The organism is Salmonella sp. JXY0409-18, from assembly GCF_020268625.1.
Lineage (GTDB): Bacteria > Pseudomonadota > Gammaproteobacteria > Enterobacterales > Enterobacteriaceae > Salmonella > Salmonella enterica.
In genome coordinates this window covers 3,139,393-3,161,761 of record NZ_CP084216.1, presented here as the reverse complement: position 1 = coordinate 3,161,761, position 22,369 = coordinate 3,139,393, and the positions used below count along the sequence as shown (strand labels likewise).

Below are 22,369 nucleotides of genomic sequence, written 5' to 3'. Positions count from 1 at the left end.
CCCCCGATATCAAAAATTTACCGCCCCGCATTGACTGGCGGGGCGGAGACAACATTACAGACCTTTAATATTTTCTGCTTCTAATTCATTGAAATATTTCAATGTTTTAACTTTAAGTTCCATTGTGGACGGCTCATCGCATACCACAACCGCTTTCGGATGGAGTTGCAGGCAGCTAATAGTCCACATGTGGTTGACGTTGCCTTCAACCGCCGCCTGCAGCGCCTGGGCTTTCTGATGGCCCAGCACCAGAATCATCACTTCTTCCGCATCCAGCAGCGTGCCCACGCCTACCGTCAGCGCGTATTTCGGCACCTGGTTTACGTCGCCGTCAAAGAAGCGGGAGTTCGCTACGCGAGTATCATGGGTTAACGTTTTGATACGGGTACGGGAAGCCAGGGAAGACGCCGGTTCGTTAAAGGCGATGTGACCGTCGTTGCCGACGCCGCCCATAAACAGATGGATTTTACCGTAAGAACGAATTTTTTCTTCATATTGACGGCATTCTGCATCGATATCCGGTGCGTTACCGTTGAGAAGATTGATGTTTTCTGCTGGAATATCAACGTGATCGAAAAAGTTACGATGCATAAAGCTGTGGTAGCTTTCCGGGTGCTCTTTCGGCAGGCCAACATATTCGTCCATATTAAAGGTGACCACATGCTTAAAGCTGACCTCGCCCGCTTTGTGCATCTCAACCAGCGCTTTGTACGCCGTTAGCGGCGTGCCGCCGGTAGGCAGTCCAAGGACAAACGGACGATCGGCGGTCGGTTTGAACGCATTAATACGGTTAACGATATGGCGAGCGGCCCATTTGCCAACCTGTTCTGCGGTACTCAGGGGGATCAGTCTCATTCTTCACCTCAATAATCAATGTCAAAATTTGGCGGATCGTATTAAGCGTAACCTGGATATCCAGGGTTCGTGTTCAATCCGTCCTGATTTTTTGAATCATAAAATAAGTTTTCCGTGTTAGCCAGTGGATGGTGGGGGTGATTACGATATTTAGTGATTATAATCACAAAAAACACCCGTTTAATTTGCGAGGCGAATTAATTTTCCACACACTCTGCAGAAGATGATCTCACCGTTCGATTACAGAACATCACGTTTTTAACGTTTGCAGCACAATAAAAAACGGCTTCAAAGAAGCCATATCGGCGTCTCGTAGGGGGAATAAGATGAATATTTTAGGTTTTTTCCAGCGGCTGGGTAGGGCGTTGCAGCTCCCTATCGCCGTGTTGCCGGTGGCAGCGTTGTTGCTGCGATTCGGCCAACCAGATTTGCTGAATATGCCGTTTATCGCGCAAGCGGGCGGGTCTATTTTCGATAACCTGGCGCTGGTTTTCGCTATCGGCGTGGCATCCAGTTGGTCTAAAGATAGCGCGGGCGCGGCAGCGCTGGCGGGAGCCGTGGGTTACTTCGTCATGACCAAAGCGATGGTGACGATTAACCCGGAAATCAACATGGGCGTGCTGGCGGGGATTATTACCGGTCTGGTCGGCGGCGCGGTTTATAATCGCTGGTCTGGTATCAAACTGCCTGATTTTCTCAGTTTCTTCGGTGGAAAACGTTTTGTGCCGATCGCAACGGGCTTTTTCTGTCTGGTGCTGGCCGCTATTTTCGGTTACGTCTGGCCGCCGGTACAGCATGGCATCCATGCGGGCGGTGAATGGATCGTTTCCGCAGGCGCGCTGGGTTCCGGTATCTTTGGCTTCATCAACCGTCTGCTGATCCCAACCGGTCTGCATCAGGTACTGAACACCATCGCCTGGTTCCAGATTGGCGAATTCACCAATGCCGCAGGCACTGTATTCCACGGCGACATCAACCGCTTCTATGCTGGCGACGGCACGGCGGGGATGTTTATGTCCGGCTTCTTCCCGATCATGATGTTTGGTCTGCCGGGCGCCGCTCTGGCGATGTATTTCGCCGCGCCGAAAGAACGTCGTCCGATGGTGGGCGGTATGCTGCTGTCTGTCGCGATTACCGCGTTTCTGACCGGCGTAACCGAGCCGCTGGAATTCCTGTTTATGTTCCTGGCGCCGCTGCTGTACCTCCTGCACGCCATTTTGACCGGTATCAGCCTGTTCGTCGCGACGTTGCTGGGTATCCATGCGGGCTTCTCTTTCTCGGCAGGCGCGATCGACTATGTTCTGATGTATAACCTGCCAGCGGCCAGCAATAACGTCTGGATGTTGCTGGTGATGGGCGTTGTATTCTTTATCATCTACTTCCTGCTGTTCAGCGCGGTTATTCGTATGTTTAACCTGAAAACGCCGGGCCGCGAAGATAAAGTTGATGAGATGGTAACGGAAGAAGCCAACAGCAACACCGAAGAAGGGTTAACGCAACTGGCGACCAGCTATATTGCTGCGGTTGGCGGTACGGACAACCTGAAAGCGATCGATGCGTGTATTACCCGTCTGCGCCTGACCGTGAACGACTCTGCTCGCGTCAACGATGCGGCCTGCAAACGCCTCGGCGCTTCCGGGGTGGTTAAACTGAACAAACAGACCATTCAGGTTATTGTCGGCGCGAAAGCGGAATCGATTGGCGATGAAATGAAGAAAGTGGTGGCGCGGGGACCGGTCGCGGCAGCGTCTGCTGATGCGGCTCACGTTGCAACACCTGCTCCGGCGGCCAAACCCCAGGCGGTGCCGAATGCGGTGACTATCGCTGAACTGGTCTCTCCGATTACCGGTGAGGTAGTGGCGCTGGATCAGGTACCGGATGAAGCTTTCGCCAGCAAAGCGGTCGGCGACGGCGTAGCAGTGAAACCCACCGATAAAACCGTGGTTTCTCCGGCCGCGGGTACTATCGTGAAAATCTTCAACACTAACCACGCGTTCTGTCTGGAAACCGAAAAAGGCGCGGAGATCGTTGTCCATATGGGTATCGATACCGTCGCTCTGAACGGTCAGGGCTTCAAGCGTCTGGTAGAAGAGGGGGCGGAAGTCACGGCGGGTCAGCCGGTTCTGGAACTGGATCTGGACTTCCTGAATGCCAATGCGCGTTCCATGATAAGCCCGGTTGTTTGTAGCAACAGCGATGACTTCAGCGCTCTGGTCATCAAAGCGGATGGTCACGTGGTAGCGGGTCAAACGCCACTGTACGAGATCAAGAGCAAATAATCGCTTCCTGGCCGGATAAGGCGTAAGACGTCATCCGGCGATATCACAGAAAACATAAGCGGCAGAGGGGAACCTTCGCCGCTTTTTTTTACCGCAATTAGCCCCAATATTTTCTGCAAAGCCACTTTTTAAGTAACTAAAGGTTGTCAGTCTGTCCGGCTTATAAGATCATATGCCGTTATACGTTGTTTACGCTTTGAGGAATCCACGATGAGTGAGGCTGAAGCCCGCCCGACTAACTTTATTCGTCAGATTATTGATGAAGATCTGGCGAGTGGTAAACATACCACTGTCCATACCCGTTTTCCGCCGGAGCCGAATGGCTATCTGCACATCGGCCACGCGAAATCTATCTGCCTGAACTTTGGCATCGCGCAAGATTATCAGGGCCAGTGCAACCTGCGTTTCGATGACACCAACCCGGTAAAAGAAGATATCGAGTACGTTGATTCGATCAAAAACGACGTCGAGTGGTTAGGCTTTCACTGGTCTGGCGATATTCGCTACTCCTCCGATTACTTTGACCAACTGCACGCCTATGCGGTCGAGCTGATCAATAAAGGCCTGGCCTACGTTGATGAGCTGACGCCGGAGCAGATCCGCGAATACCGCGGTACGCTGACCGCGCCGGGTAAAAACAGCCCGTTCCGCGATCGCAGCGTGGAAGAAAACCTCGCGCTATTTGAAAAAATGCGTACCGGCGGTTTTGAAGAGGGTAAAGCCTGTCTGCGCGCTAAAATCGACATGGCGTCGCCGTTTATCGTGATGCGCGATCCGGTGCTGTATCGCATTAAATTCGCCGAGCATCATCAGACCGGCACGAAGTGGTGCATCTACCCGATGTACGACTTTACTCACTGCATCAGCGATGCGCTGGAAGGTATTACTCATTCTCTGTGTACGCTGGAGTTCCAGGACAACCGTCGTCTGTACGACTGGGTACTGGACAACATCACCATTCCGGTTCACCCGCGCCAGTACGAATTCTCGCGGCTGAATCTGGAATACACCGTGATGTCCAAGCGTAAGCTGAACCTGCTGGTGACCGACAAACACGTCGAAGGTTGGGACGATCCGCGTATGCCGACTATTTCCGGTCTGCGCCGTCGCGGCTATACCGCGGCTTCTATTCGTGAGTTCTGCAAACGCATCGGCGTCACCAAGCAGGACAACACCATTGAGATGGCGTCGCTGGAATCCTGCATTCGCGAAGATCTGAACGAAAACGCGCCGCGCGCAATGGCGGTAATCGATCCGGTAAAACTGGTTATCGAAAACTACCCGCAGGGTGAGAGCGAAATGGTTACCATGCCTAACCATCCGAATAAACCGGAGATGGGCAGCCGTGAAGTGCCGTTTAGCGGTGAGATCTGGATCGATCGCGCAGATTTCCGCGAAGAAGCGAACAAGCAGTACAAGCGTCTGGTGATGGGCAAAGAAGTGCGTCTGCGTAATGCCTACGTCATTAAAGCGGAGCGCGTAGAGAAGGATGCCGAAGGGAATATCACCACCATCTTCTGTACCTATGATGCCGATACGCTGAGTAAAGATCCGGCTGACGGGCGTAAAGTGAAAGGCGTAATCCACTGGGTTAGCGCAGCACATGCGCTGCCGATTGAAATTCGTCTCTACGACCGTCTGTTCAGCGTGCCGAATCCAGGCGCCGCGGAGGACTTCCTGTCCGTTATCAACCCCGAATCATTAGTGATTAAGCAGGGTTATGGCGAGCCGTCACTGAAAGCGGCGGTAGCAGGGAAAGCTTTCCAGTTTGAACGTGAAGGCTACTTCTGCCTCGACAGCCGCTATGCAACGGCCGATAAGCTGGTCTTTAACCGCACTGTGGGCCTGCGTGATACCTGGGCGAAAGCGGGCGAATAAGCACTGCGCCAACAGGCGAATGCTGTAAAAATACCTTGTCAACGCCGCGTTCTGCGGCGTTTTTTCTCTGCATTTCCAAGAGCCTATCCCATTAGGGCTATTTTACTTGCCATTTTGGACCTGGGCAGTGCTCGCCAAAACGCGTTAGCGTTTTGAACGCCGCTAGCGGCGGCCCGAAGGGCGAGCGTAGCGAGTCAATCCTCACGTACTACGTGTACGCTCCGGTTTTTGCGCGCTGTCCGTGTCCAAACTGGCTGCGCCAATAACGCCTGGTGGGATAGGCTCTAAGTCGATTCTCTTTTTTGCGAGGCGAATTAATTATTCTCTGAAAATTATTGATCTGATAAATGATTATTAATCTAAATGTTATAAGCGTCAGGTCAACAGGAGACAATTATTTTCATGCCTATGGAAAACAAGTCAATTTTCTTTCTGGCGGTCTGCTTCCCCCACCAGCAGTCGAATGTAACAGAAAGCAATTAAATATGTGCGGTTGCTCATATTATTACATACTGGTTACAGAAAGAGATTGATAATTCGCATCGCGAAAAATAGTCTATTTAACGTAGTAAATGAGGTTTCTCAGCGCTACTTTTTATTTTTATTTTTTCGCTGTTCGCTTTTGTCGGCAGCAATTTATACGTCAAAGAGGATTAACTTATGCGTACGTTTAGTGGCAAACGTAGTACGCTGGCTCTGGCTATCGCCGGTATCACAGCAATGTCGGGGTGGATCGTTGTTCCGCAGGCGCAAGCCTCCGGCTTTTTCGACGACTCCACGTTAACGGGCGGCATCTATTATTGGCAGCGTGAACGCGATCGCAAAGATGTGACCGACGGCGACAAATATAAAACTAACCTTTCTCATGCGACCTGGAACGCTAACCTGGATTTTCAGTCTGGTTACGCTGCGGATATGTTCGGTCTGGATATCGCAGCGTTTACCGCGATTGAAATGGCAGAAAACGGCGACAGCGGTCATCCAAACGAAATTGCCTTCTCGAAAAAGAATAAAGGCTACGACGAAGACTATTCCGGCGATAAGAGTGGTATCAGTCTTTATAAAGCCGCCGCGAAATTTAAATATGGCCCGGTCTGGGCGCGCGCCGGTTATATTCAGCCTACCGGTCAGACGCTGTTAGCGCCGCACTGGAGTTTTATGCCGGGTACTTATCAGGGGGCGGAAGCCGGCGCCAGTTTTGACTATGGCGATGCGGGCGCGTTAAGTTTTTCCTACATGTGGACTAACGAATATAAAGCGCCGTGGCATACCGAAATGGATAAGTTTTATCAGGCGGATAAAAAAACCAATGTGGATTATCTCCACTCCATCGGCGCGAAGTACGACTTCAAAAATGATCTGGTGCTGGAAGCGGCGTTTGGTCAGTCCGAAGGCTATGTCGATCAATATTTCGCGAAGGCCAGCTATAAATTTGATTTAGGCGGCAATCCGTTCACCACCAGTTACCAGTTCTACGGCGCGCGCGATAAAGTAGACGATCGCAGCGTGAATGATATTTACGACGGTACGGCCTGGCTGCAGGCGTTGACCTTCGGCTACAAAGTCGCGGAAGTGGTTGACCTGCGTCTGGAGGGCACCTGGGTGAAAGCGGACGGTCAGCAGGGCTATTTTCTGCAACGTATGACGCCAACCTACGCCTCTTCAAACGGTCGTCTGGATATCTGGTGGGATAACCGCTCCGACTTTAACGCTAACGGTGAAAAGGCGGTTTTCTTCGGCGCGATGTATGACCTGAAAAACTGGAATCTGCCGGGCTGGGCTGTGGGCGCGTCTTATGTTTACGCCTGGGATGCTAAACCGGCAACCTGGCAAAGTAACCCGGATGCTTACTACGACAAAAACCGCACTATCGAAGAGTCCTCATACAGTCTGGATGCGGTTTATACCCTGCAGGAGGGGCGTGCCAAAGGCACCATGTTCAAGCTGCACTTCACCGAATATGACAACCACTCCAATATTCCAAGCTGGGGCGGTGGTTACGGCAACATCTTCCAGGATGAGCGTGACGTGAAATTTATTGTTATTGCGCCATTCACTATTTTCTGATGTCAGATGCGGCAGGCTGCCGGTCTGCCGCGCTGTTGAGGAACGACCTATGAAAAAAATTTTACTCATCGCCAGCATGACCGCCGGTTTGACGGCCTGTGCGTCATCACCCGCGCCGGAAGAAGATAGTCGGCTGAAAGAGGCGTACAGCGCCTGTATCAATACCGCACAGGGCTCGCCTGAGAAGATAGAGGCCTGCCAAAGCGTACTGAATGTCCTTAAAAAAGAGCGCAAACATCAGCAATTTGCTAACGAAGAAAGCGTGCGGGTACTGGACTATCAGCAGTGCATTCAGGCGACGCGCACGGGTAACGATCAGGCGGTCAAGGCTGACTGCGATAAGGTCTGGCAGGAAATTCGCAGTCATAATAACGTGCAATAAAACCCTGCCTTGCCACCCACGGGCGAATGTTTTCCGCCCGTGGTTTTTTCAGGCTTTATTTTCTGCCGCGATATAGCCGCGACTCAGACGTACAAACAGCATCGCCGTCGCGGCAAGTCCACATAACGCTGCGCACATCAGCCACCAGCCGGGCGAGCTTTTATCGCCGGTTAACTTTACCAGCGCGGTAGAGATGGCCGGCGTCAGGCCGCCAAAAATCGCCGTCGCCAGGCTAAAGGCCAGCGAGAAACCAACGGTACGCACATAGACTGGCATCACTTCGGTTAACGCCGCGACCATTGCGCCGTTATACATGCCAAAAAAGAAAGAGAACCACAGCAGTACCAGCGTCATGCGGGTAAAGTCGGGCGCGGCGGTCAGCCACTGCATGACGGGCCAGGTGGTGATCAGCGCCAGCAACGTAATGCCCATTAACACGGCGCGACGGCCAATCCGGTCGGAAATCGCGCCGCCAATGGGTAACCAGATAAAATTGGACACCCCCACTAACATGGTGACGATCAAACTGTCCCGCGCGCTGAGATTAAGCACGGTTCTGCCATAGGTCGGCGTATAAACGGTGATAAAATAAAACGTTGTGGTGGTCATCGCCACCAGCAGCGTTCCGGCTGTAATAATGCGCCAGTTTTTGGCGATAGTTGCAAAAATTTCCCTGGTGTCGGGGCGATGCTTGCGTTGTAAAAACGCTTCTGTTTCTTGTAATGAACGACGTAAAACAAAAATCAGCGGAATGATCATACAGCCGATAAAGAACGGAATTCGCCAGCCCCACTCCGATATCGCGTCGTGTCCCAGCGTGATATTCAGGCTATAACCAATCAACGCGGCGACAACGATCGCGACCTGCTGACTGGCAGATTGCCAGCTGGTATAAAACCCTTTATTGCCTGGCGTTGCGATTTCGGACAGATAGACCGAGACGCCGCCTAACTCAACGCCCGCAGAAAATCCTTGTAATAACCGGCCCAACAGCACCAACGCAGGCGCTGCCAGGCCGATCGTTTGGTAGCCGGGGACGAGGGCGATGAGCAACGTACCGCAGCCCATAATCGCCAGCGTCACCATCAGCCCTTTACGGCGTCCGATTCTGTCAATATAGGCGCCAAGCACAATCGCGCCGACGGGGCGCATTAAAAAACCGGAGCCAAAGACGGCAAAGGTCAACATTAATGAGGCAAATTCGCTTTCCGCCGGAAAAAACGTTCTGGCGATATAGGTGGCGTAAAATCCGAACAAGAAAAAATCAAACTGTTCAAGAAAATTGCCGCTTGTCACGCGCAGTATTGCGCCGAACGTGCCGGCGCGCGATGTTGCAGGTGTGTGTTGTGCCATAGGGTTTGCTCTCCACTGTCTTTATTGTTTTATAGGTAAGATGTTGCGGGTCAGTTGCCTGTATCCCCCGCATGTTTTCCGCGTCGTTTCTCAACTGCCCATTTGAGTAAGGCCGCGCAGCGGAAAAATCCGTGGGCGAATTTTCCGTAGGGAAGGGTGAGAAAGAGCGCCATCACCACGCCTAAATGGAGCGCCAGCAGTATGCCCATTCCGCTGGTGTCTCTGCCTGCCAGCAGCGCCAGCCCGGTAAGACTGGTTAAGAACAGCAGCAGAATAAAGCTGCGATCCATGGGTTTCTGGCGCGCATCGCCATGTAACGGCGACCGCCGCAGATTGAGCCACAGTAGCCCGGCCGGGCCGATAAGCAGACCGATACCGCCCAGCGTGCCGAGCATGACCGGCAGGCTAAAAAACGGGTAGGGCGCTTCCCAACCGGCGACATAGTGATAGCCCGTCGCCACGACCGTGGCGGCAAAACAGAGCATAAAACCGTAGAAGGTAAAGTGATGAAAGCGACGGCGCAGCAGCGTGAACGCATCGTCCGCTTCGTTACAACCTTTGCCGTGACCGCCGTCGAGATATTTCAGCGTTAACGCATTGTGCGACGCTTCGGCAATCTCCGCCGAACGCGGTACGCCCGGCGAGATCTCACGCCAGAAGCGAATTACGCCCGCCATAAGCAAACCGATTGCCAGCACAAAAACTGAGCCAAACATCCATGCCAGCAGGCTATGCGGAAAAATTTGATAGAAGTCACCGGCCAGCGGTGGATGAATCAGCGACCCTTTCAGCGCCATCGCCAGTAATAAAAAGAGCGTCAGACCGACTATCAGCGCCAGCGCGACGGTGATCCCCGCCCGACGGTATAACGCGCCAAAAGCCGCCGGTTGGGCATACTGTTGATATGTCTCCAGGCGGGCTTGCGCCATCGCTTTCGGCACGTTAATGGCAAATTCATGGGGTGGCGCGTACTGGCACGCGTGCAGGCAGGCGCCGCAGTTATGACATAAATTCGCCAGATAATGAATATCGGCTTTACCGAATTCGAGCCGCTGGGTCATCGCCGGAAATACCGCGCAAAAACCTTCGCAGTAGCGACACGCGTTACACACTTGCATGACGCGTTCGACCTCGACTTCCGGTTCGGTAAGCACGGTGGCCTCAATGATTAATTTTTCAAGCTGTTTCATGCTGCGCCTCCTTGTGCGCCGCGCGGGCGGCTTCTATTCCCGCAATGCGGCCAAAGGTTGTGCCGATAGACATGCCTACGCCTGCGGTATACCCCTTGCCCAGAACATTTCCTGCCATCATCTCGCCGGCAACAAACAGGTTGCGGCTTGGATGACCGGCAAAATGCACCGCGGCACGTTCATTGACTTTCAGACCCAGGTAGGTAAACGTGATGCCGGGTCGCAGCGCATAACCGTAGTAGGGCGGCGCATCAAGCGGGCGCGCCCAGTGGGTTTTCGCCGGCGTCAGGTTTTTAGTAGCGCAGTCATCAAGCAAGGTATGATCAAAATGACCGGGCTGGCAGGCCTGGTTATACTGCGTGACGGTATGGGTAAATTTTTCCGCGTCCAGCCCCAACTGGCAGGCCAGCTCAGCCAGCGTATTGGCCTGCGCGCCAGGAAAAACCGGCGGCATAAAGTGGCCGATGGCTTTGCTGTCAATAATCGAATAGCCAATTTGTCCTGGCTGTTGAGCCACCAGCCGCCCCCAAATGGCGTAACGCTTCGGCCAGAAATCTTCGCCTTCATCATAAAAACGTTCGGCGTCGCGATTCACGACAATACCCAGCGATACGCAATCCACGCGAGTACAAATACCGCCGTCGTACAGCGGCGCCCTGGCATCAATCGCTACGCAGTGCGACTGGGACGGATCGCCAATGATATCCGCGCCGGCATCCATCATAAATTTGAGTAATACGCCCTGGTTAAAACGCGTGCCGCGAATCAGGAAATTATCCGCGGGCCATTCGCCGCGGGCGTTTTCTCCCCAGGCTTCCCGCAGCCATTCACGGTTTGATTCGAAACCGCCAGCCGCTAATACGCAGGCTTTGGCGGTAATACGTTCGCTACCCGCCAGCGCTGCTACGAATTCGCCGTCATGAAGTTCAAGCGCGTGAACCGGCGTGTTATAGCGAATCTGTACGCCCAGCCGTTCGGCGCTACGGTAATAGGCATTGACGAGCGCTTTCCCGCCGCCCATAAAAAACGCATTGGTGCGCGCAACGTGGAGCGCCCCAGACAGTGGCGGTTGAAAGTTAACGCCATGTTTGCGCATCCAGTCGCGGCATTGCGAAGAGGTGCGAATGACCAGCCGCGCCAGCGCCTCGTTGGTGTTGCCGTCGGTGACTCGCCACAGATCCTGCCAGAATTCCTCTTCAGGATAGCTTTCTACCAGCACATCCTGCGGCGCATCATGCATACAGCGCAGGTTTCGTGTGTGCTGAGAATTTCCGCCGCGCCATTCCCGCGGGGCAGCCTCCAGCAGCAGAACCGATGCGCCCGCTTCCCGTGCGGTCAGGGCGGCGCATAATGCGGCATTGCCTCCGCCTATCACCAGTACATCAACCATCTTATACTCCCGTACCATTTAACTATTTGTTAAATTTGTAATTGAAATGTATACGGATAAATAAGCGGCGCGCTATCAGGTAGCGCTAAACAGGGGTTTAGTAAGCGTAAAGGGTTGCGCCTGGCCATTCACCGGCGTCGACTAACTGACGCATAACTTTGGTAAGGACTACTCTGGCGGCAAGGCCGGCGGGCGTCAGTTCATCATCCGACAGGCTGACTAAAAAATTGGGGCGGCTGAGTACCGGATTATGGACGCCGATCACGCGTAGCGCGTCGTTATCCAGATGAGAAATCGCCGCGCCGGGCTGCAACGTGGCGCCAAGACCGTCGCGCACGGCGCGCATCAACAACGCCAGGCCGTCAATTTCCGCGACGATTTCAACGTTAAGCGCATGTTCCTGGCAGACAGCGTCCAGCCTGCCGCGCAGCCCGTGTCCCTGGCTTGGCATAATGAGCGGAATGCCTGCCAGTTGTTCAGGTGTGAGCGGGTTATCAGGAAGCACCGCGAGCAGGGCATGGGAGCCAATCAGAAAAAGCTGTTCTTCAAGGATCGGTCTGGCGCTCCAGCGCAGGATTTTATCTTTTTGAAAGACAACGGCTAAATCAATCTGGCGGGTATTGATCATTCTTTCCAGATTACCGGACAAGCTTTCCACCACATGCAGTCGGACATCGGCATAGTTTTCCTGCATGGCATGGATAAACGGTATACCCAGTATGGAGGCGGTACTGGGGGCCATTCCTACGCTCACATGACCGGAAAGGCGCGCTTCTCTGGCGGCGAGAATCGCATCGTCGGCATGACGCAGGGCGAGTTGCGCCTGCGAATAAAAGGCCAGCCCGGCGTTGGTTGGCGTTACGCCGCGCGAGGTGCGCTGCAACAGACGGATGGCGAGCTCGTTTTCCAGACGGGACATCTGTTGACTTAATGCTGAAACGCCAATATCAAGATCCTGCGCGGCGCTGCCCATACTGCCGGTTTCAATAATACGCACGAAATAGCGTAACTGGCGAAGCTCCATTCCTGCTCTCCTGAGATGCGATAGCGTTTTTTACATTAAATCAACATCAAGCGGCAGGAAAGAGGAGGATATAAAAAAGCCAACCGGGCGGTTGGCTCTTCGAAAGATTTACACTTATTTAGTCGCGTCATCGTGCGCGTGCTCGTCTTCGCGGCAGTCGCCTTCAGCGCAGTGGCCGTAAAGATAGAGGCTGTGATTAGTTAAACGAATACCGTGTTTCGCCGCAATTTCACGCTGGCGCGCTTCAATAGAGTCATCACTAAATTCAATCACTTTTCCGCAGTCAAGGCAGATAAGATGGTCGTGATGATGCTGTTGCGTCAGTTCAAAAACGGATTTACCGCCTTCAAAATTATGGCGGGTCACGATACCGGCATCGTCAAACTGGTTCAGCACACGGTATACGGTTGCCAGACCGATTTCTTCACCCATGTCGATCAGGCGTTTGTATAAATCTTCCGCACTGACGTGATGGTTATCTGGCTCCTGAAGAACTTCCAGAATTTTTAAACGAGGAAGCGTTACTTTCAGGCCAGCCTTCTTTAATGCGGTATTGTTGTCAGTCATGCGGAATCTGTCCTGTTGCTAAACGATTCACTTCATTAGAGAAGTGACAGAAATTGCACTCAAGATAATGCGTATCATTATAGGACTGCCATGCCGAAATGAAAACCGCAAGTCTCTCGCAGATGTTAATAAAACTGTGGTTTTGCCTGCAAATTCTGGCGCCACCTGATTACACCCGGACATTGTACAGGGATGGGTGCGAAAGTTACAAATTTGTAGCAATTATTTTGATTGGTCTTGTCTATTGATGCGGCGCAGATATAACGCTGCGCCGCATAAGATTAGGCGTTGAGGATGTCGTCGAGGTGCAATTCAGCTGAAACTTGCTTAACCCATTTTTCAACACGCTCGGCGGTCAGTTCAGGCTGACGGTCTTCGTCAATCGCCAGGCCGACAAAATGATCGTCGTCAGCCAGACCTTTAGAGGCTTCAAAATGATAGCCTGCGGTTGGCCAGTGACCCACAATCGTGGCGCCGCGCGGCTCAATAATGTCGCGAATCGTGCCCAGCGCATCACAGAAGTATTCCGCGTAGTCTTCCTGATCGCCACAGCCAAACAGCGCCACCAGCTTACCGTTAAAGTCAATCTCTTCGAGAGTCGGGAAGAAGTCATCCCAGTCACATTGCGCTTCGCCATAGTACCAGGTTGGGATGCCCAGCAGCAGAATGTCATACCCTTCCAGGTCTTCTTTACTGCTTTTTGCAATGTCATGCACATCGGCAACGTCTTTACCAAGCTGTTTTTGAATCATTTTTGCGATATTTTCGGTATTACCGGTGTCGCTGCCGAAAAAGATGCCAGTGATTGCCATGAGTAAAATAACCTCTTGAAACTTATTGAAATGGTGGTGGCGAATTGCCCACGGATAAGGGCAATCATAGCAGAACAGGCAGATATGCGGAAACAGCAATCACGCGGGACTGCACGCTCTGCTACACGAAATATGAAACAAAACTTATTTTCAGACTAAACCCTGGCCGCGCAGCGCCATAAGCTGCTTCATTAATATTTCTTCAATGAGCTCGCTGCGGCTAATGTTGCGCGCTTCGGCCAGCTCATTCAGCGCGTCAACCGCTTGTGCGTTGAGTTTTAATTCGACACGCTTGAGGCCACGAACTTTGTCGCGTTTTAACTGGTTGCGCTTGTTGATGCGTAACTGTTCATCGCGCGAAAGCGGATTCGTTTTAGGTCGTCCCGGGCGACGCTCGTGCGCGAACAGATCTAATGTCGTACGGTCCGTTTGTTCTTTGGCCATGATTTTGGTGACTTCGGGGGAAACAATCAGCCAGGCTTATGCCCGGATGGATAGCGCGCCATCATACATCAGCGAGGAAGCGACGCCAACGCCCGCGCGCGTAATCGCGCACAGGCGATGAGTTTTTAATCAGTTAGCGTTTATCGTGCAGATAACGGCGGATGGCGCGCAGAACCGCCTCTGGTTTTTCAGCATGTACCCAGTGGCCCGCGCCGGCGATCACATGCGCGCGCGCCAGAGGGAATTGCGCCAGCAGCGCGTCGCGGTACGCTTCGGTCACGTAGGGCGAGTTACCGCCTGGAATAAACAGCGCCGGATGTTCCCAGGGCGGAATGGTTTCCCAGCCGACGATATGCGGATACTGTTCCCATAATACCGGAACATTAAAACGCCATTCGCCTTCAGCCCAGGATTTTAACAGAAACTGGATCACGCCTTCTTCGTTGAGGTGCTGGCGCATAATCCCTGCCGCCTGTTGGCGGGATGTCGCGTCGGATTCGCTGACGGCGTTAATAGCCGCGAAAATGCGATCGTGGCGGCGAACGTGATAATCCACGGGTGCGATATCAATCGCGACCAGACGATCGATGCGATCGGGCGCCAGCGCCGTCAGCGCCATTACCGCTTTTCCACCCATGGAATGACCAATAAACGTCGCTTTTTCAATCTGCTGCGCGTCAAGCGTATCCAGAAGATCCTGGGCCATTGTCGGGTAATCCATGACCGGATCGCGCGGCGATAAACCATGATTGCGCATATCGACCTGAATAATGTCGTGATCGGTCACCAGATCGCGCGCCAGTACGCCGAGGTTGTCCAGGCTGCCAAACAGGCCATGAACGAGAACGATGGGGGAATTATTGTGCAGGTTTTGTGCAGATTGCGCTCGGATGTTTAATTTCATGGCAAAGTTCTTTTTTTCGCTCTGTCGGGTTAGGGTATTATGTTGACCATTCTGCCACTGGGCTGCAACCTCTAAGGTTTACTCCGAGTTTTTTTGTCAGCCGGGCTTAACGCTATCCGCTGTTGGGATTTGTTCCTATAATCCCAATGACTTGTATTCAGCAAAGACATCGCACTGGATTAAGATGAAAACGATTGAAGTTGATGATGAACTCTATAGCTATATTGCCAGCCACACCAAGCATATCGGCGAGAGCGCATCCGACATTTTACGGCGTATGTTGAAGTTTTCCGCCACGACACAGCCAACGGCTTCAGCGGTGAAGGGGACGCCTGCGGCGCAACCCGTTGCCGAAGCGAAACCGGTCAACCCGGTAAAAGACAAAGTTCGCGCGATGCGTGAGCTGCTGTTGTCTGACGAATATGCCGAGCAGAAAAAAGCGGTCAACCGCTTTATGCTGATTCTGACTACACTCTATTCACTGGATCACCACGCGTTTGCGGAGGCGACGGAGTCGTTGCATGGCCGCACGCGCGTCTATTTTGCGGCGGATGAACAAACGCTGCTGAAAAATGGGAATCAAACTAAACCTAAGCACGTTCCCGGCACGCCGTACTGGGTGATCACCAACACCAACACCGGCCGTAAATGCAGCATGATCGAACACATCATGCAGTCAATGCAATTCCCGGCGGAATTGATTGAAAAGGTTTGCGGAACAATTTAATCCTTGCATTAGAAGGACCAGGCAATGGCAATCCACAACCGCGCAGGACAACCCGCGCAACAGAGTGATTTGATTAACGTCGCCCAACTGACGGCGCAGTATTATGTACTGAAACCGGAGGCAGGGAATGCAGAACATGCCGTGAAATTTGGCACTTCCGGCCATCGCGGTAGCGCAGGTCGTCACAGTTTCAACGAACCGCATATTCTGGCGATCGCCCAGGCGATTGCTGAAGAGCGGGCGAAGAATGGCATTACCGGCCCCTGCTATGTGGGGAAAGACACCCATGCGCTCTCGGAACCGGCCTTCATTTCCGTGCTGGAAGTGCTGGCGGCAAACGGCGTAGACGTTATCGTGCAGGAAAATAATGGCTTCACGCCAACGCCTGCCGTGTCAAATGCTATCCTGGTCCATAACAAAAAAGGCGGCCCGCTGGCTGATGGTATTGTCATTACGCCGTCGCACAACCCGCCGGAAGATGGCGGTATTAAATATAATCCGCCCAATGGCGGCCCGGCGGATACCAACGTTACTAAAGTGGTAGAAGATCGCGCCAATGCGCTGCTGGCGGATGGCCTGCAAGGCGTTAAGCGCATCTCTCTGGATGCGGCAATGGCCTCGGGCCACGTTAAAGCGGTAGATCTGGTACAGCCGTTTGTCGAAGGGCTGGCGGATATCGTTGATATGGCGGCGATTCAGAAAGCCGGTCTGACGCTGGGCGTTGATCCGCTGGGCGGCTCCGGTATTGAATACTGGAAACGTATCGCAGAGCATTACAAGCTTAACCTGACGTTAGTCAACGATCAGGTTGATCAAACCTTCCGCTTTATGCATCTGGATAAAGACGGCGCGATCCGCATGGATTGCTCCTCCGAATGCGCGATGGCGGGTTTGCTGGCGCTGCGTGACAAGTTTGACCTGGCCTTCGCCAACGACCCGGACTACGACCGTCATGGCATTGTGACGCCTGCAGGGCTGATGAACCCGAACCATTATCTGGCGGTCGCCATTAACTATCTGTTCCAGCATCGTCCGCTGTGGGGCAAAGACGTGGCTGTCGGTAAAACGCTGGTCTCTTCCGCGATGATTGACCGCGTGGTGAATGATTTGGGACGCAAGCTGGTAGAAGTGCCGGTTGGCTTCAAATGGTTTGTTGACGGTTTGTTCGACGGCAGCTTTGGTTTCGGCGGGGAAGAGAGCGCGGGCGCTTCGTTCCTGCGTTTCGACGGTACGCCGTGGTCTACTGATAAAGACGGTATCATCATGTGCCTGCTGGCGGCAGAAATCACCGCCGTTACCGGGAAAAACCCGCAAGAGCATTACAATGAACTGGCAGCGCGTTTTGGCGCGCCGAGCTATAACCGTCTGCAGGCGGCAGCGACCTCGGCCCAGAAAGCGGCATTGTCTAAACTGTCTCCGGAAATGGTGAGCGCCAGCACGCTGGCAGGCGACCCGATCACCGCGCGTCTTACCGCAGCGCCGGGTAATGGCGCATCGATTGGCGGCCTGAAGGTAATGACCGATAACGGCTGGTTCGCCGCGCGTCCATCCGGTACGGAAGACGCTTACAAGATCTATTGCGAAAGCTTCCTGGGGGAAGAACATCGCAAACAGATTGAGAAAGAAGCCGTTGAAATCGTTAGCGAAGTATTGAAAAACGCCTGATGGGCGATATGGAAGAAAAAGGAGCCTTACGGCTCCTTTTTTATATTAACGGCGCTGTGCTTATCAGGCCTGTAAATCGCCTCCAGGCCGGATAAGGCGCTTGTGATATCTGACTTATTCGCTCTGAGTCGCCAGATGTCGGCGGCAGGTGAGGGCGTCGCATTCGATACGCACCACGCAAACCGCTTTCATCATATCTTCCCGATAACTGAAGGTTTTTCCCGGATCGGTCTGGCGCATAATGACGTCCAGGCCGTAGCGCATCTCCTCGCGTGTTTGCAATATCGATGCCAGCCCGGTGGCGAAAACGCTGGTGTAGGCGTAGCTATAATCACAGGGGTCATCGGCACGTAGTAATGCATGGTCGCCGTCCATTTCAATGCATACTGCCGGGTTCTTACGTAACAGACGCATCTTTTTCCCGGTGCGTGCGCCGTGAAAATAAAATATCCAGCGTCCGTTCTGATACTCGTAGCCAAAATTTACGGGGACAACATACGGACAGAGATTGTCGTTAAACCCTATTCGACACACTTCGTGTTTACTGAGAATAGCCAGTATTTCTGCTATATCAGTGACTTCCCGTTCTGGATTACTCATTTCTATTATCTTATTCAAAGAGTGAAAATGCCCGGACTACCGTTACCGCAGCCCGGGCGCGCCATCAGCCGTGTTTATTTTTCAATTCAAAACGCGGTGAGACCAGGCCGTATAACGTCCAGCCGAGGAAGGTCACAATTGAGCCGTACAGCATGGCTTCTTCACCGGAGGAATATAGCGCGTAGAAGCTATACATGGCGCCAACGAAGGCCACGAAGTTAGCGACTTTCGCTTTTGATGACGGCACATTCGCCATTTTCTGAATGATAACCAGCGCGGCCATCGACAGAATATACGGAATAATGTTCGTCACCACCGCCAGGTTAACCAGGACGTTAAACTGACTATTCAGCGACGGGCTAATGGTCATCAGCGACAGGCCAGTCTGAATAATCACAATAATCAACATCCCCTGAACCGGCGCGTCGACTTTCGTTACACGAGAGAAGACTTTCGGGAAATAGCCTTCGTCAGCGGAGGATTTAAAGACCTGAGCGATAGTGAACTGCCAGCCCAGCAGCGAGCCGCAGCAGGACATTACCATCAGCGCCATGATCACTTTACCTACCGCAGGCGTGAACATCTGTGCAAACGCCAGACCAAACGGCGCTGTGGAGTTCGCCAGATCCATGTTCGGCACAATCCCGGCAATCACGTTAGTCGAAACGATATAGATGACCGCCGCGCCCAGCGTACCGCCCAGTACCGCAATGGGGACGTTCTTTTCCGGATTCTCGACCACGTCTGCGTTGGCGCAGGCGGATTCCAGTCCAAGAAATGCCCACAACGTCATGGCGATGGAAGAACCGACCGCGCTAAAGAACGGAACATGGTGCGGGTTCCATGACGCTACGTACATGCTGGGGCTAAACCAGAACCAGCCAATGATGCACAGGCCGACAACCGGAATGATGACGCCCCAAACGGTAACGCTACTGATCTGTCCGGTAATACGCGCGCCGCCAAAGTTTGCGATGGTACAAACCCACAATACGGCGATAGTCGCCAGACCGATCTGGAGCGGCGTCAGCGCGGCGCCGAACAGTTCGGTGCCATAGCCGACAGCAGAGATGGCGATAGCCACGTTGGCGATCAGCAGCGAGACGCCGTAGGTATAGTTCGCCATAAAGTTGCCGGATTTACCGAAGGCATATTCGGCGTAACCGCCCATGCCGCCGGATTTACGGCTAAACATACCGCATTTCGCAAACGCCCAGGCCAGCGCCATCGAGCCGACGGCGGTGACCAGCCAGGAGATAATGGATATCGTGCCGACTTCAGACAGTTTGGTCGGTAGCATGATGATCCCGGAGCCCATCATGTTGACCATAGTCAGAATTGTGAGCTGCACGACACCCATTTTATTGGATTTAGGTTTACTCATAATTTTTCCTCCTTCAGCAGGGAGCGCTGCGCGTCACGAGGTTTAATGACGTAGCACCAGACCTGCTTACGGCCGTCGTGTTCTTCGATATAAACGCCCTGCAGTTCAGGCGCAAAGCCCGGCAGCAGGTTGATCCCTTCTTCCAGGGCGCTGAAGTAACGCAGGACAGAACCGCCCCAGATTTCACCCGGAACTACACACAGCACTCCCGGCGGGTAAGGCAGAGCGCCTTCAGCCGCGATACGACCTTCCGCTTCCGGCAGGCGAACCAGTTCGACCTCGCCGCGCAGATAGGCATAGTTGGCCTCTTGCGGATTCATACTGACTTTCGGGAAATGCGATTTACGGAACATCTCTTTTTGCAGCTGTTTCACGTTGTGCCGCGCATAGAGATCGTGCATCTCCTGGCAAAGCTGACGCAGGGTGTAGCCGGCATAACGCGCTTCATGCTGTTTGTAGATGGACGGTAATACTTCCGCTAACGGCGCATCAGCTTCCAGCAGTTTTTCGAAACGAGCCAGCAGGGCGACAAGCTGTTGTAACTTCGCCATGTCTTCTGCCGGCGTCAGCAGGAACAGAATGGAGTTGAGGTCGCATTTTTCCGGCACAACGCCGTTCTCGCGCAGGAAGTTGGCGAGGATCGTGGCAGGAACGCCAAAGTCTTCATATTCGCCGCTCGCTGCATTAATGCCCGGTGTGGTGAGCAGCAGTTTGCAAGGGTCGACAAAGTACTGATGTTCGGCATAGCCTTCAAACGCATGCCAGTGTTCTCCCGGAACGAAGTGGAAGAAGCGCAGATCGCTGGCGATCTCTGACGTCGGGTATGACTGCCACGGCTTACCATCAATCAGTTCCGGTACGAACGGACGGATGTGATGACAGTTTTCGAGGATCAATTTACGGGCATCGATGCCGTTAACCACGCAATCCATCCACATATTGCGACCGCTGACGCCTTCGTGCATTTTGGCGTTAACGTCCAGCGCGGCGAACAGCGGATAGAACGGGCTGGTGGAGGCGTGCATCATAAAGGCGTTGTTCATGCGCTTATGCGGAACGTAGCGCGATTGCCCTTTGATATGGCTATCTTTTTTATGGATCTGCGAGGTCTGGGAGAAACCGGCTTGTTGTTTGTGAACGGACTGCGTCACCAGAATACCCGGATCGTTTTCGTTCAGTTCCAGCAGCAGCGGCGAACAATCGGCCATCATCGGAATAAATTGTTCATAGCCGACCCAGGCGGAGTCAAACAGGATGTAGTCGCACAGATGACCAATTTTATCGACGACCTGACGGGCGTTATAAATGGTACCGTCGTAGGTGCCTAACTGGATGACGGCCAGACGGAATGGACGTGCTTCGCGGGCACGCTGCGGCGCGACTTCGCTAATCAGCTCGCGCAGGTAATCTTCTTCGAAGCAGTGAGCGTCGATCCCGCCGATAAAACCATACGGGTTACGTGCGGTTTCCAGATAAACTGGCGTTGCGCCCGCCTGCAATAATGCGCCGTGGTGGTTAGATTTGTGGTTGTTACGGTCAAACAGTACCAGATCGCCCGGCGTTAACAGCGCGTTGAGTACGACTTTGTTAGAGGAGGAGGTCCCGTTCAGCACAAAGTAGGTCTTATCGGCGTTAAAGACTTTCGCCGCATGTTGCTGCGCAATGCAAGGCGCGCCTTCGTGAATCAGCAGATCGCCCATCGCCACGTCCGCGTTGCATAGGTCGGAGCGGAAGAGCGTTTCGCCAAAGTATTCCACGAACTGATTACCGGCAGGATGACGGCGGAAGAATTCGCCGCCCTGGTGCCCCGGGCAGTCAAATGCGCTGTTGCCCTGGTTGACATAATCCACCAGCGCGCGGAAAAACGGCGGACGTAACTGCGTTTCGTAGTGGCTTGCTGCGGTTTCCAACTGACGACCATAGAAGGCAGTACGGGATTCATTATATTCGAATACACCAGAGATACGCGGCAAATACTCAGGCGGTACGCGCCCTTCGTCATGAGTCGCGACAAACACGGGAATACCGTAACCCGTTGCGTCGATTTCATCGAGTTTTCCGTGTTCAATGTCGTCGATGGATAACACGATGGCAGCCACGTCGATGAAACGACTCTCATCAACATTTACAATATTACGGTGTGTAGAAAAACAATCCGGGCAATGACGGCTAACGGCAATTTTTAATTCTGACATTTTTTCATCTCTTTATTTCAGGTAATAGCAGGCCCTCAATTTCTCGCATGAGAAACTGATTCTTCCGGAAAAAATCAAAGCTATCCCGCTGATAAAAAAATCAGTAAATTAGCTTTATTTTAGATGTAATAAATCCCAACCCGTCCGGTTGCAGGAAATTCAGGATTTAAGGAGTTGAGTACTACGATATACAGGCAGAAACCGTGATAACTAAAATTGCGCTGAGTCGGAATTTCTTCTATCAAACCAGATGGTTAGCTGGCTTGGTGTAAAGGAATTACCGTGCTGTCGCTTTTAACAATTCGAGTTATTTAGGCAATAGACCTGAATGACATAAGGGTCGGAAAGACCTGTATGCTGAAGTACCCGTAGCAGAAAAACTACCGGGCATTAAAGAAATGAAAATCGAAACTATTACGGTGGGCAAACATCATAATATGCGTTGTCCGCCTTATATGGGGCATAAAACGATTATTATTTTCCATTTTGAGGTCCTTTCATTGATTTATTGAAAGCATGGATATTTTATCCAGGGAGCGCCAGCGATCTGTGAACCAGATCAACAAAAAACGATCATTTGAAAAATAATTAGTCGGCGATTATGCATATCGTGCTGTGAAATAACGGATTGTTTCTTAAATGTTAATTATATG

At 52.8% G+C, this 22,369-nt stretch carries 19 protein-coding genes and 1 pseudogene; 6 read left to right on the top strand and 14 right to left on the bottom strand.

The features are described from left to right. Window positions 1–54: 54 nt before the first annotated feature. A complete protein-coding gene (nagB, locus tag LDB27_RS15505) occupies window positions 55–855 on the bottom strand; it encodes a glucosamine-6-phosphate deaminase (protein ID WP_001237059.1) in 801 nt (266 codons plus the stop codon). 326 nt (window positions 856–1,181) lie between these two features. On the opposite strand from nagB, the gene nagE reads away from it, so the two are divergent. The 4 genes from nagE (at window position 1,182) to chiQ (ending at window position 7,461) form a co-directional block, all read left to right on the top strand. Beyond that, window positions 1,182–3,134: a PTS N-acetyl glucosamine transporter subunit IIABC gene (nagE, locus tag LDB27_RS15500; RefSeq protein ID WP_001023069.1), complete on the top strand. Its 1,953-nt coding sequence runs from the start codon at window positions 1,182–1,184 to the stop codon at window positions 3,132–3,134. 210 nt (window positions 3,135–3,344) lie between these two features. Further along, window positions 3,345–5,012, top strand: coding sequence for a glutamine--tRNA ligase (gene glnS / locus LDB27_RS15495; protein WP_001287186.1), 1,668 nt, complete (start codon window positions 3,345–3,347; stop codon window positions 5,010–5,012). Window positions 5,013–5,672: 660 nt separating this feature from the next. Then, window positions 5,673–7,079: a chitoporin ChiP gene (chiP, locus tag LDB27_RS15490; protein WP_001258803.1), complete on the top strand. Its 1,407-nt coding sequence runs from the start codon at window positions 5,673–5,675 to the stop codon at window positions 7,077–7,079. Window positions 7,080–7,128: 49 nt separating this feature from the next. Beyond that, window positions 7,129–7,461, top strand: a complete 333-nt coding sequence (chiQ, locus tag LDB27_RS15485) for a ChiQ/YbfN family lipoprotein (RefSeq protein WP_000722260.1) — start codon at window positions 7,129–7,131, stop codon at window positions 7,459–7,461. A gap of 48 nt (window positions 7,462–7,509) precedes the next feature. On the opposite strand, the gene tcuC is transcribed toward chiQ, so the two are convergent. From tcuC to ybfF, 9 genes and pseudogenes are all read right to left on the bottom strand, one after another. Continuing rightward, window positions 7,510–8,814, bottom strand: a complete 1,305-nt coding sequence (gene tcuC / locus LDB27_RS15480; protein WP_000057014.1) for a tricarballylate/proton symporter TcuC — start codon at window positions 8,812–8,814, stop codon at window positions 7,510–7,512. Window positions 8,815–8,864: 50 nt separating this feature from the next. Continuing rightward, the gene (tcuB, locus tag LDB27_RS15475; RefSeq protein WP_000811152.1) at window positions 8,865–10,004 is read right to left on the bottom strand and encodes a tricarballylate utilization protein TcuB; all 1,140 of its coding nucleotides are present in this window, start codon (window positions 10,002–10,004) and stop codon (window positions 8,865–8,867) included. Further along, window positions 9,991–11,394, bottom strand: a complete 1,404-nt coding sequence (gene tcuA / locus LDB27_RS15470; RefSeq protein ID WP_000228705.1) for an FAD-dependent tricarballylate dehydrogenase TcuA — start codon at window positions 11,392–11,394, stop codon at window positions 9,991–9,993. Before tcuA ends, tcuB begins: the two co-directional genes overlap by 14 nt. 97 nt (window positions 11,395–11,491) lie before the next feature. Beyond that, on the bottom strand, window positions 11,492–12,418 hold the full coding sequence (gene tcuR, locus LDB27_RS15465; RefSeq protein ID WP_000423377.1) for a tricarballylate utilization LysR family transcriptional regulator TcuR: 927 nt from the start codon (window positions 12,416–12,418) through the stop codon (window positions 11,492–11,494). Window positions 12,419–12,532: 114 nt separating this feature from the next. After that, on the bottom strand, window positions 12,533–12,985 hold the full coding sequence (gene fur / locus LDB27_RS15460; RefSeq protein ID WP_000131699.1) for a ferric iron uptake transcriptional regulator: 453 nt from the start codon (window positions 12,983–12,985) through the stop codon (window positions 12,533–12,535). After that, a pseudogene (locus tag LDB27_RS15455) lies at window positions 12,978–13,063 on the bottom strand (ryhB-regulated fur leader peptide). Before LDB27_RS15455 ends, fur begins: the two are co-directional and overlap by 8 nt. A 203-nt stretch (window positions 13,064–13,266) precedes the next feature. After that, the gene (gene fldA / locus LDB27_RS15450) at window positions 13,267–13,797 is read right to left on the bottom strand and encodes a flavodoxin FldA (RefSeq protein WP_001018621.1); all 531 of its coding nucleotides are present in this window, start codon (window positions 13,795–13,797) and stop codon (window positions 13,267–13,269) included. A 150-nt stretch (window positions 13,798–13,947) separates the two neighbouring features. Next, window positions 13,948–14,241, bottom strand: a complete 294-nt coding sequence (gene ybfE / locus LDB27_RS15445) for a LexA regulated protein (protein ID WP_001040939.1) — start codon at window positions 14,239–14,241, stop codon at window positions 13,948–13,950. A gap of 133 nt (window positions 14,242–14,374) precedes the next feature. Further along, window positions 14,375–15,145: an esterase gene (gene ybfF / locus LDB27_RS15440; RefSeq protein ID WP_000773256.1), complete on the bottom strand. Its 771-nt coding sequence runs from the start codon at window positions 15,143–15,145 to the stop codon at window positions 14,375–14,377. Window positions 15,146–15,329: 184 nt separating this feature from the next. Between ybfF and seqA the strand changes: the two genes are divergently transcribed. Next, on the top strand, window positions 15,330–15,872 hold the full coding sequence (gene seqA, locus LDB27_RS15435) for a replication initiation negative regulator SeqA (protein WP_000848395.1): 543 nt from the start codon (window positions 15,330–15,332) through the stop codon (window positions 15,870–15,872). A 24-nt stretch (window positions 15,873–15,896) separates the two neighbouring features. After that, a complete protein-coding gene (pgm, locus tag LDB27_RS15430) occupies window positions 15,897–17,537 on the top strand; it encodes a phosphoglucomutase (alpha-D-glucose-1,6-bisphosphate-dependent) (protein WP_000974372.1) in 1,641 nt (546 codons plus the stop codon). 114 nt (window positions 17,538–17,651) lie between these two features. Here the strand turns inward: pgm and LDB27_RS15425 are convergent, their stop codons facing one another. The 4 genes from LDB27_RS15425 to speFL form a co-directional block, all read right to left on the bottom strand. After that, a complete protein-coding gene (locus tag LDB27_RS15425; protein WP_000070056.1) occupies window positions 17,652–18,137 on the bottom strand; it encodes a pyridoxamine 5'-phosphate oxidase family protein in 486 nt (161 codons plus the stop codon). A 64-nt stretch (window positions 18,138–18,201) separates the two neighbouring features. After that, window positions 18,202–19,521, bottom strand: a complete 1,320-nt coding sequence (potE, locus tag LDB27_RS15420; RefSeq protein WP_000042658.1) for a putrescine-ornithine antiporter — start codon at window positions 19,519–19,521, stop codon at window positions 18,202–18,204. Then, window positions 19,518–21,716, bottom strand: a complete 2,199-nt coding sequence (gene speF, locus LDB27_RS15415) for an ornithine decarboxylase SpeF (protein WP_001292402.1) — start codon at window positions 21,714–21,716, stop codon at window positions 19,518–19,520. Before speF ends, potE begins: the two co-directional genes overlap by 4 nt. A gap of 380 nt (window positions 21,717–22,096) precedes the next feature. Beyond that, window positions 22,097–22,201, bottom strand: a complete 105-nt coding sequence (gene speFL, locus LDB27_RS15410) for a leader peptide SpeFL (protein WP_015632840.1) — start codon at window positions 22,199–22,201, stop codon at window positions 22,097–22,099. Window positions 22,202–22,369: the final 168 nt, after the last annotated feature.

Coding starts and splice junctions, on each gene's coding strand:
- nagB (WP_001237059.1), bottom strand. CDS start 855: ATGAGACTGATCCCCCTGAGTACCGCAGAACAGGTTGGCAAATGGGCC.
- nagE (WP_001023069.1), top strand. CDS start 1,182: ATGAATATTTTAGGTTTTTTCCAGCGGCTGGGTAGGGCGTTGCAGCTC.
- glnS (WP_001287186.1), top strand. CDS start 3,345: ATGAGTGAGGCTGAAGCCCGCCCGACTAACTTTATTCGTCAGATTATT.
- chiP (WP_001258803.1), top strand. CDS start 5,673: ATGCGTACGTTTAGTGGCAAACGTAGTACGCTGGCTCTGGCTATCGCC.
- chiQ (WP_000722260.1), top strand. CDS start 7,129: ATGAAAAAAATTTTACTCATCGCCAGCATGACCGCCGGTTTGACGGCC.
- tcuC (WP_000057014.1), bottom strand. CDS start 8,814: ATGGCACAACACACACCTGCAACATCGCGCGCCGGCACGTTCGGCGCA.
- tcuB (WP_000811152.1), bottom strand. CDS start 10,004: ATGAAACAGCTTGAAAAATTAATCATTGAGGCCACCGTGCTTACCGAA.
- tcuA (WP_000228705.1), bottom strand. CDS start 11,394: ATGGTTGATGTACTGGTGATAGGCGGAGGCAATGCCGCATTATGCGCC.
- tcuR (WP_000423377.1), bottom strand. CDS start 12,418: ATGGAGCTTCGCCAGTTACGCTATTTCGTGCGTATTATTGAAACCGGC.
- fur (WP_000131699.1), bottom strand. CDS start 12,985: ATGACTGACAACAATACCGCATTAAAGAAGGCTGGCCTGAAAGTAACG.
- fldA (WP_001018621.1), bottom strand. CDS start 13,797: ATGGCAATCACTGGCATCTTTTTCGGCAGCGACACCGGTAATACCGAA.
- ybfE (WP_001040939.1), bottom strand. CDS start 14,241: ATGGCCAAAGAACAAACGGACCGTACGACATTAGATCTGTTCGCGCAC.
- ybfF (WP_000773256.1), bottom strand. CDS start 15,145: ATGAAATTAAACATCCGAGCGCAATCTGCACAAAACCTGCACAATAAT.
- seqA (WP_000848395.1), top strand. CDS start 15,330: ATGAAAACGATTGAAGTTGATGATGAACTCTATAGCTATATTGCCAGC.
- pgm (WP_000974372.1), top strand. CDS start 15,897: ATGGCAATCCACAACCGCGCAGGACAACCCGCGCAACAGAGTGATTTG.
- LDB27_RS15425 (WP_000070056.1), bottom strand. CDS start 18,137: ATGAGTAATCCAGAACGGGAAGTCACTGATATAGCAGAAATACTGGCT.
- potE (WP_000042658.1), bottom strand. CDS start 19,521: ATGAGTAAACCTAAATCCAATAAAATGGGTGTCGTGCAGCTCACAATT.
- speF (WP_001292402.1), bottom strand. CDS start 21,716: ATGTCAGAATTAAAAATTGCCGTTAGCCGTCATTGCCCGGATTGTTTT.
- speFL (WP_015632840.1), bottom strand. CDS start 22,201: ATGGAAAATAATAATCGTTTTATGCCCCATATAAGGCGGACAACGCAT.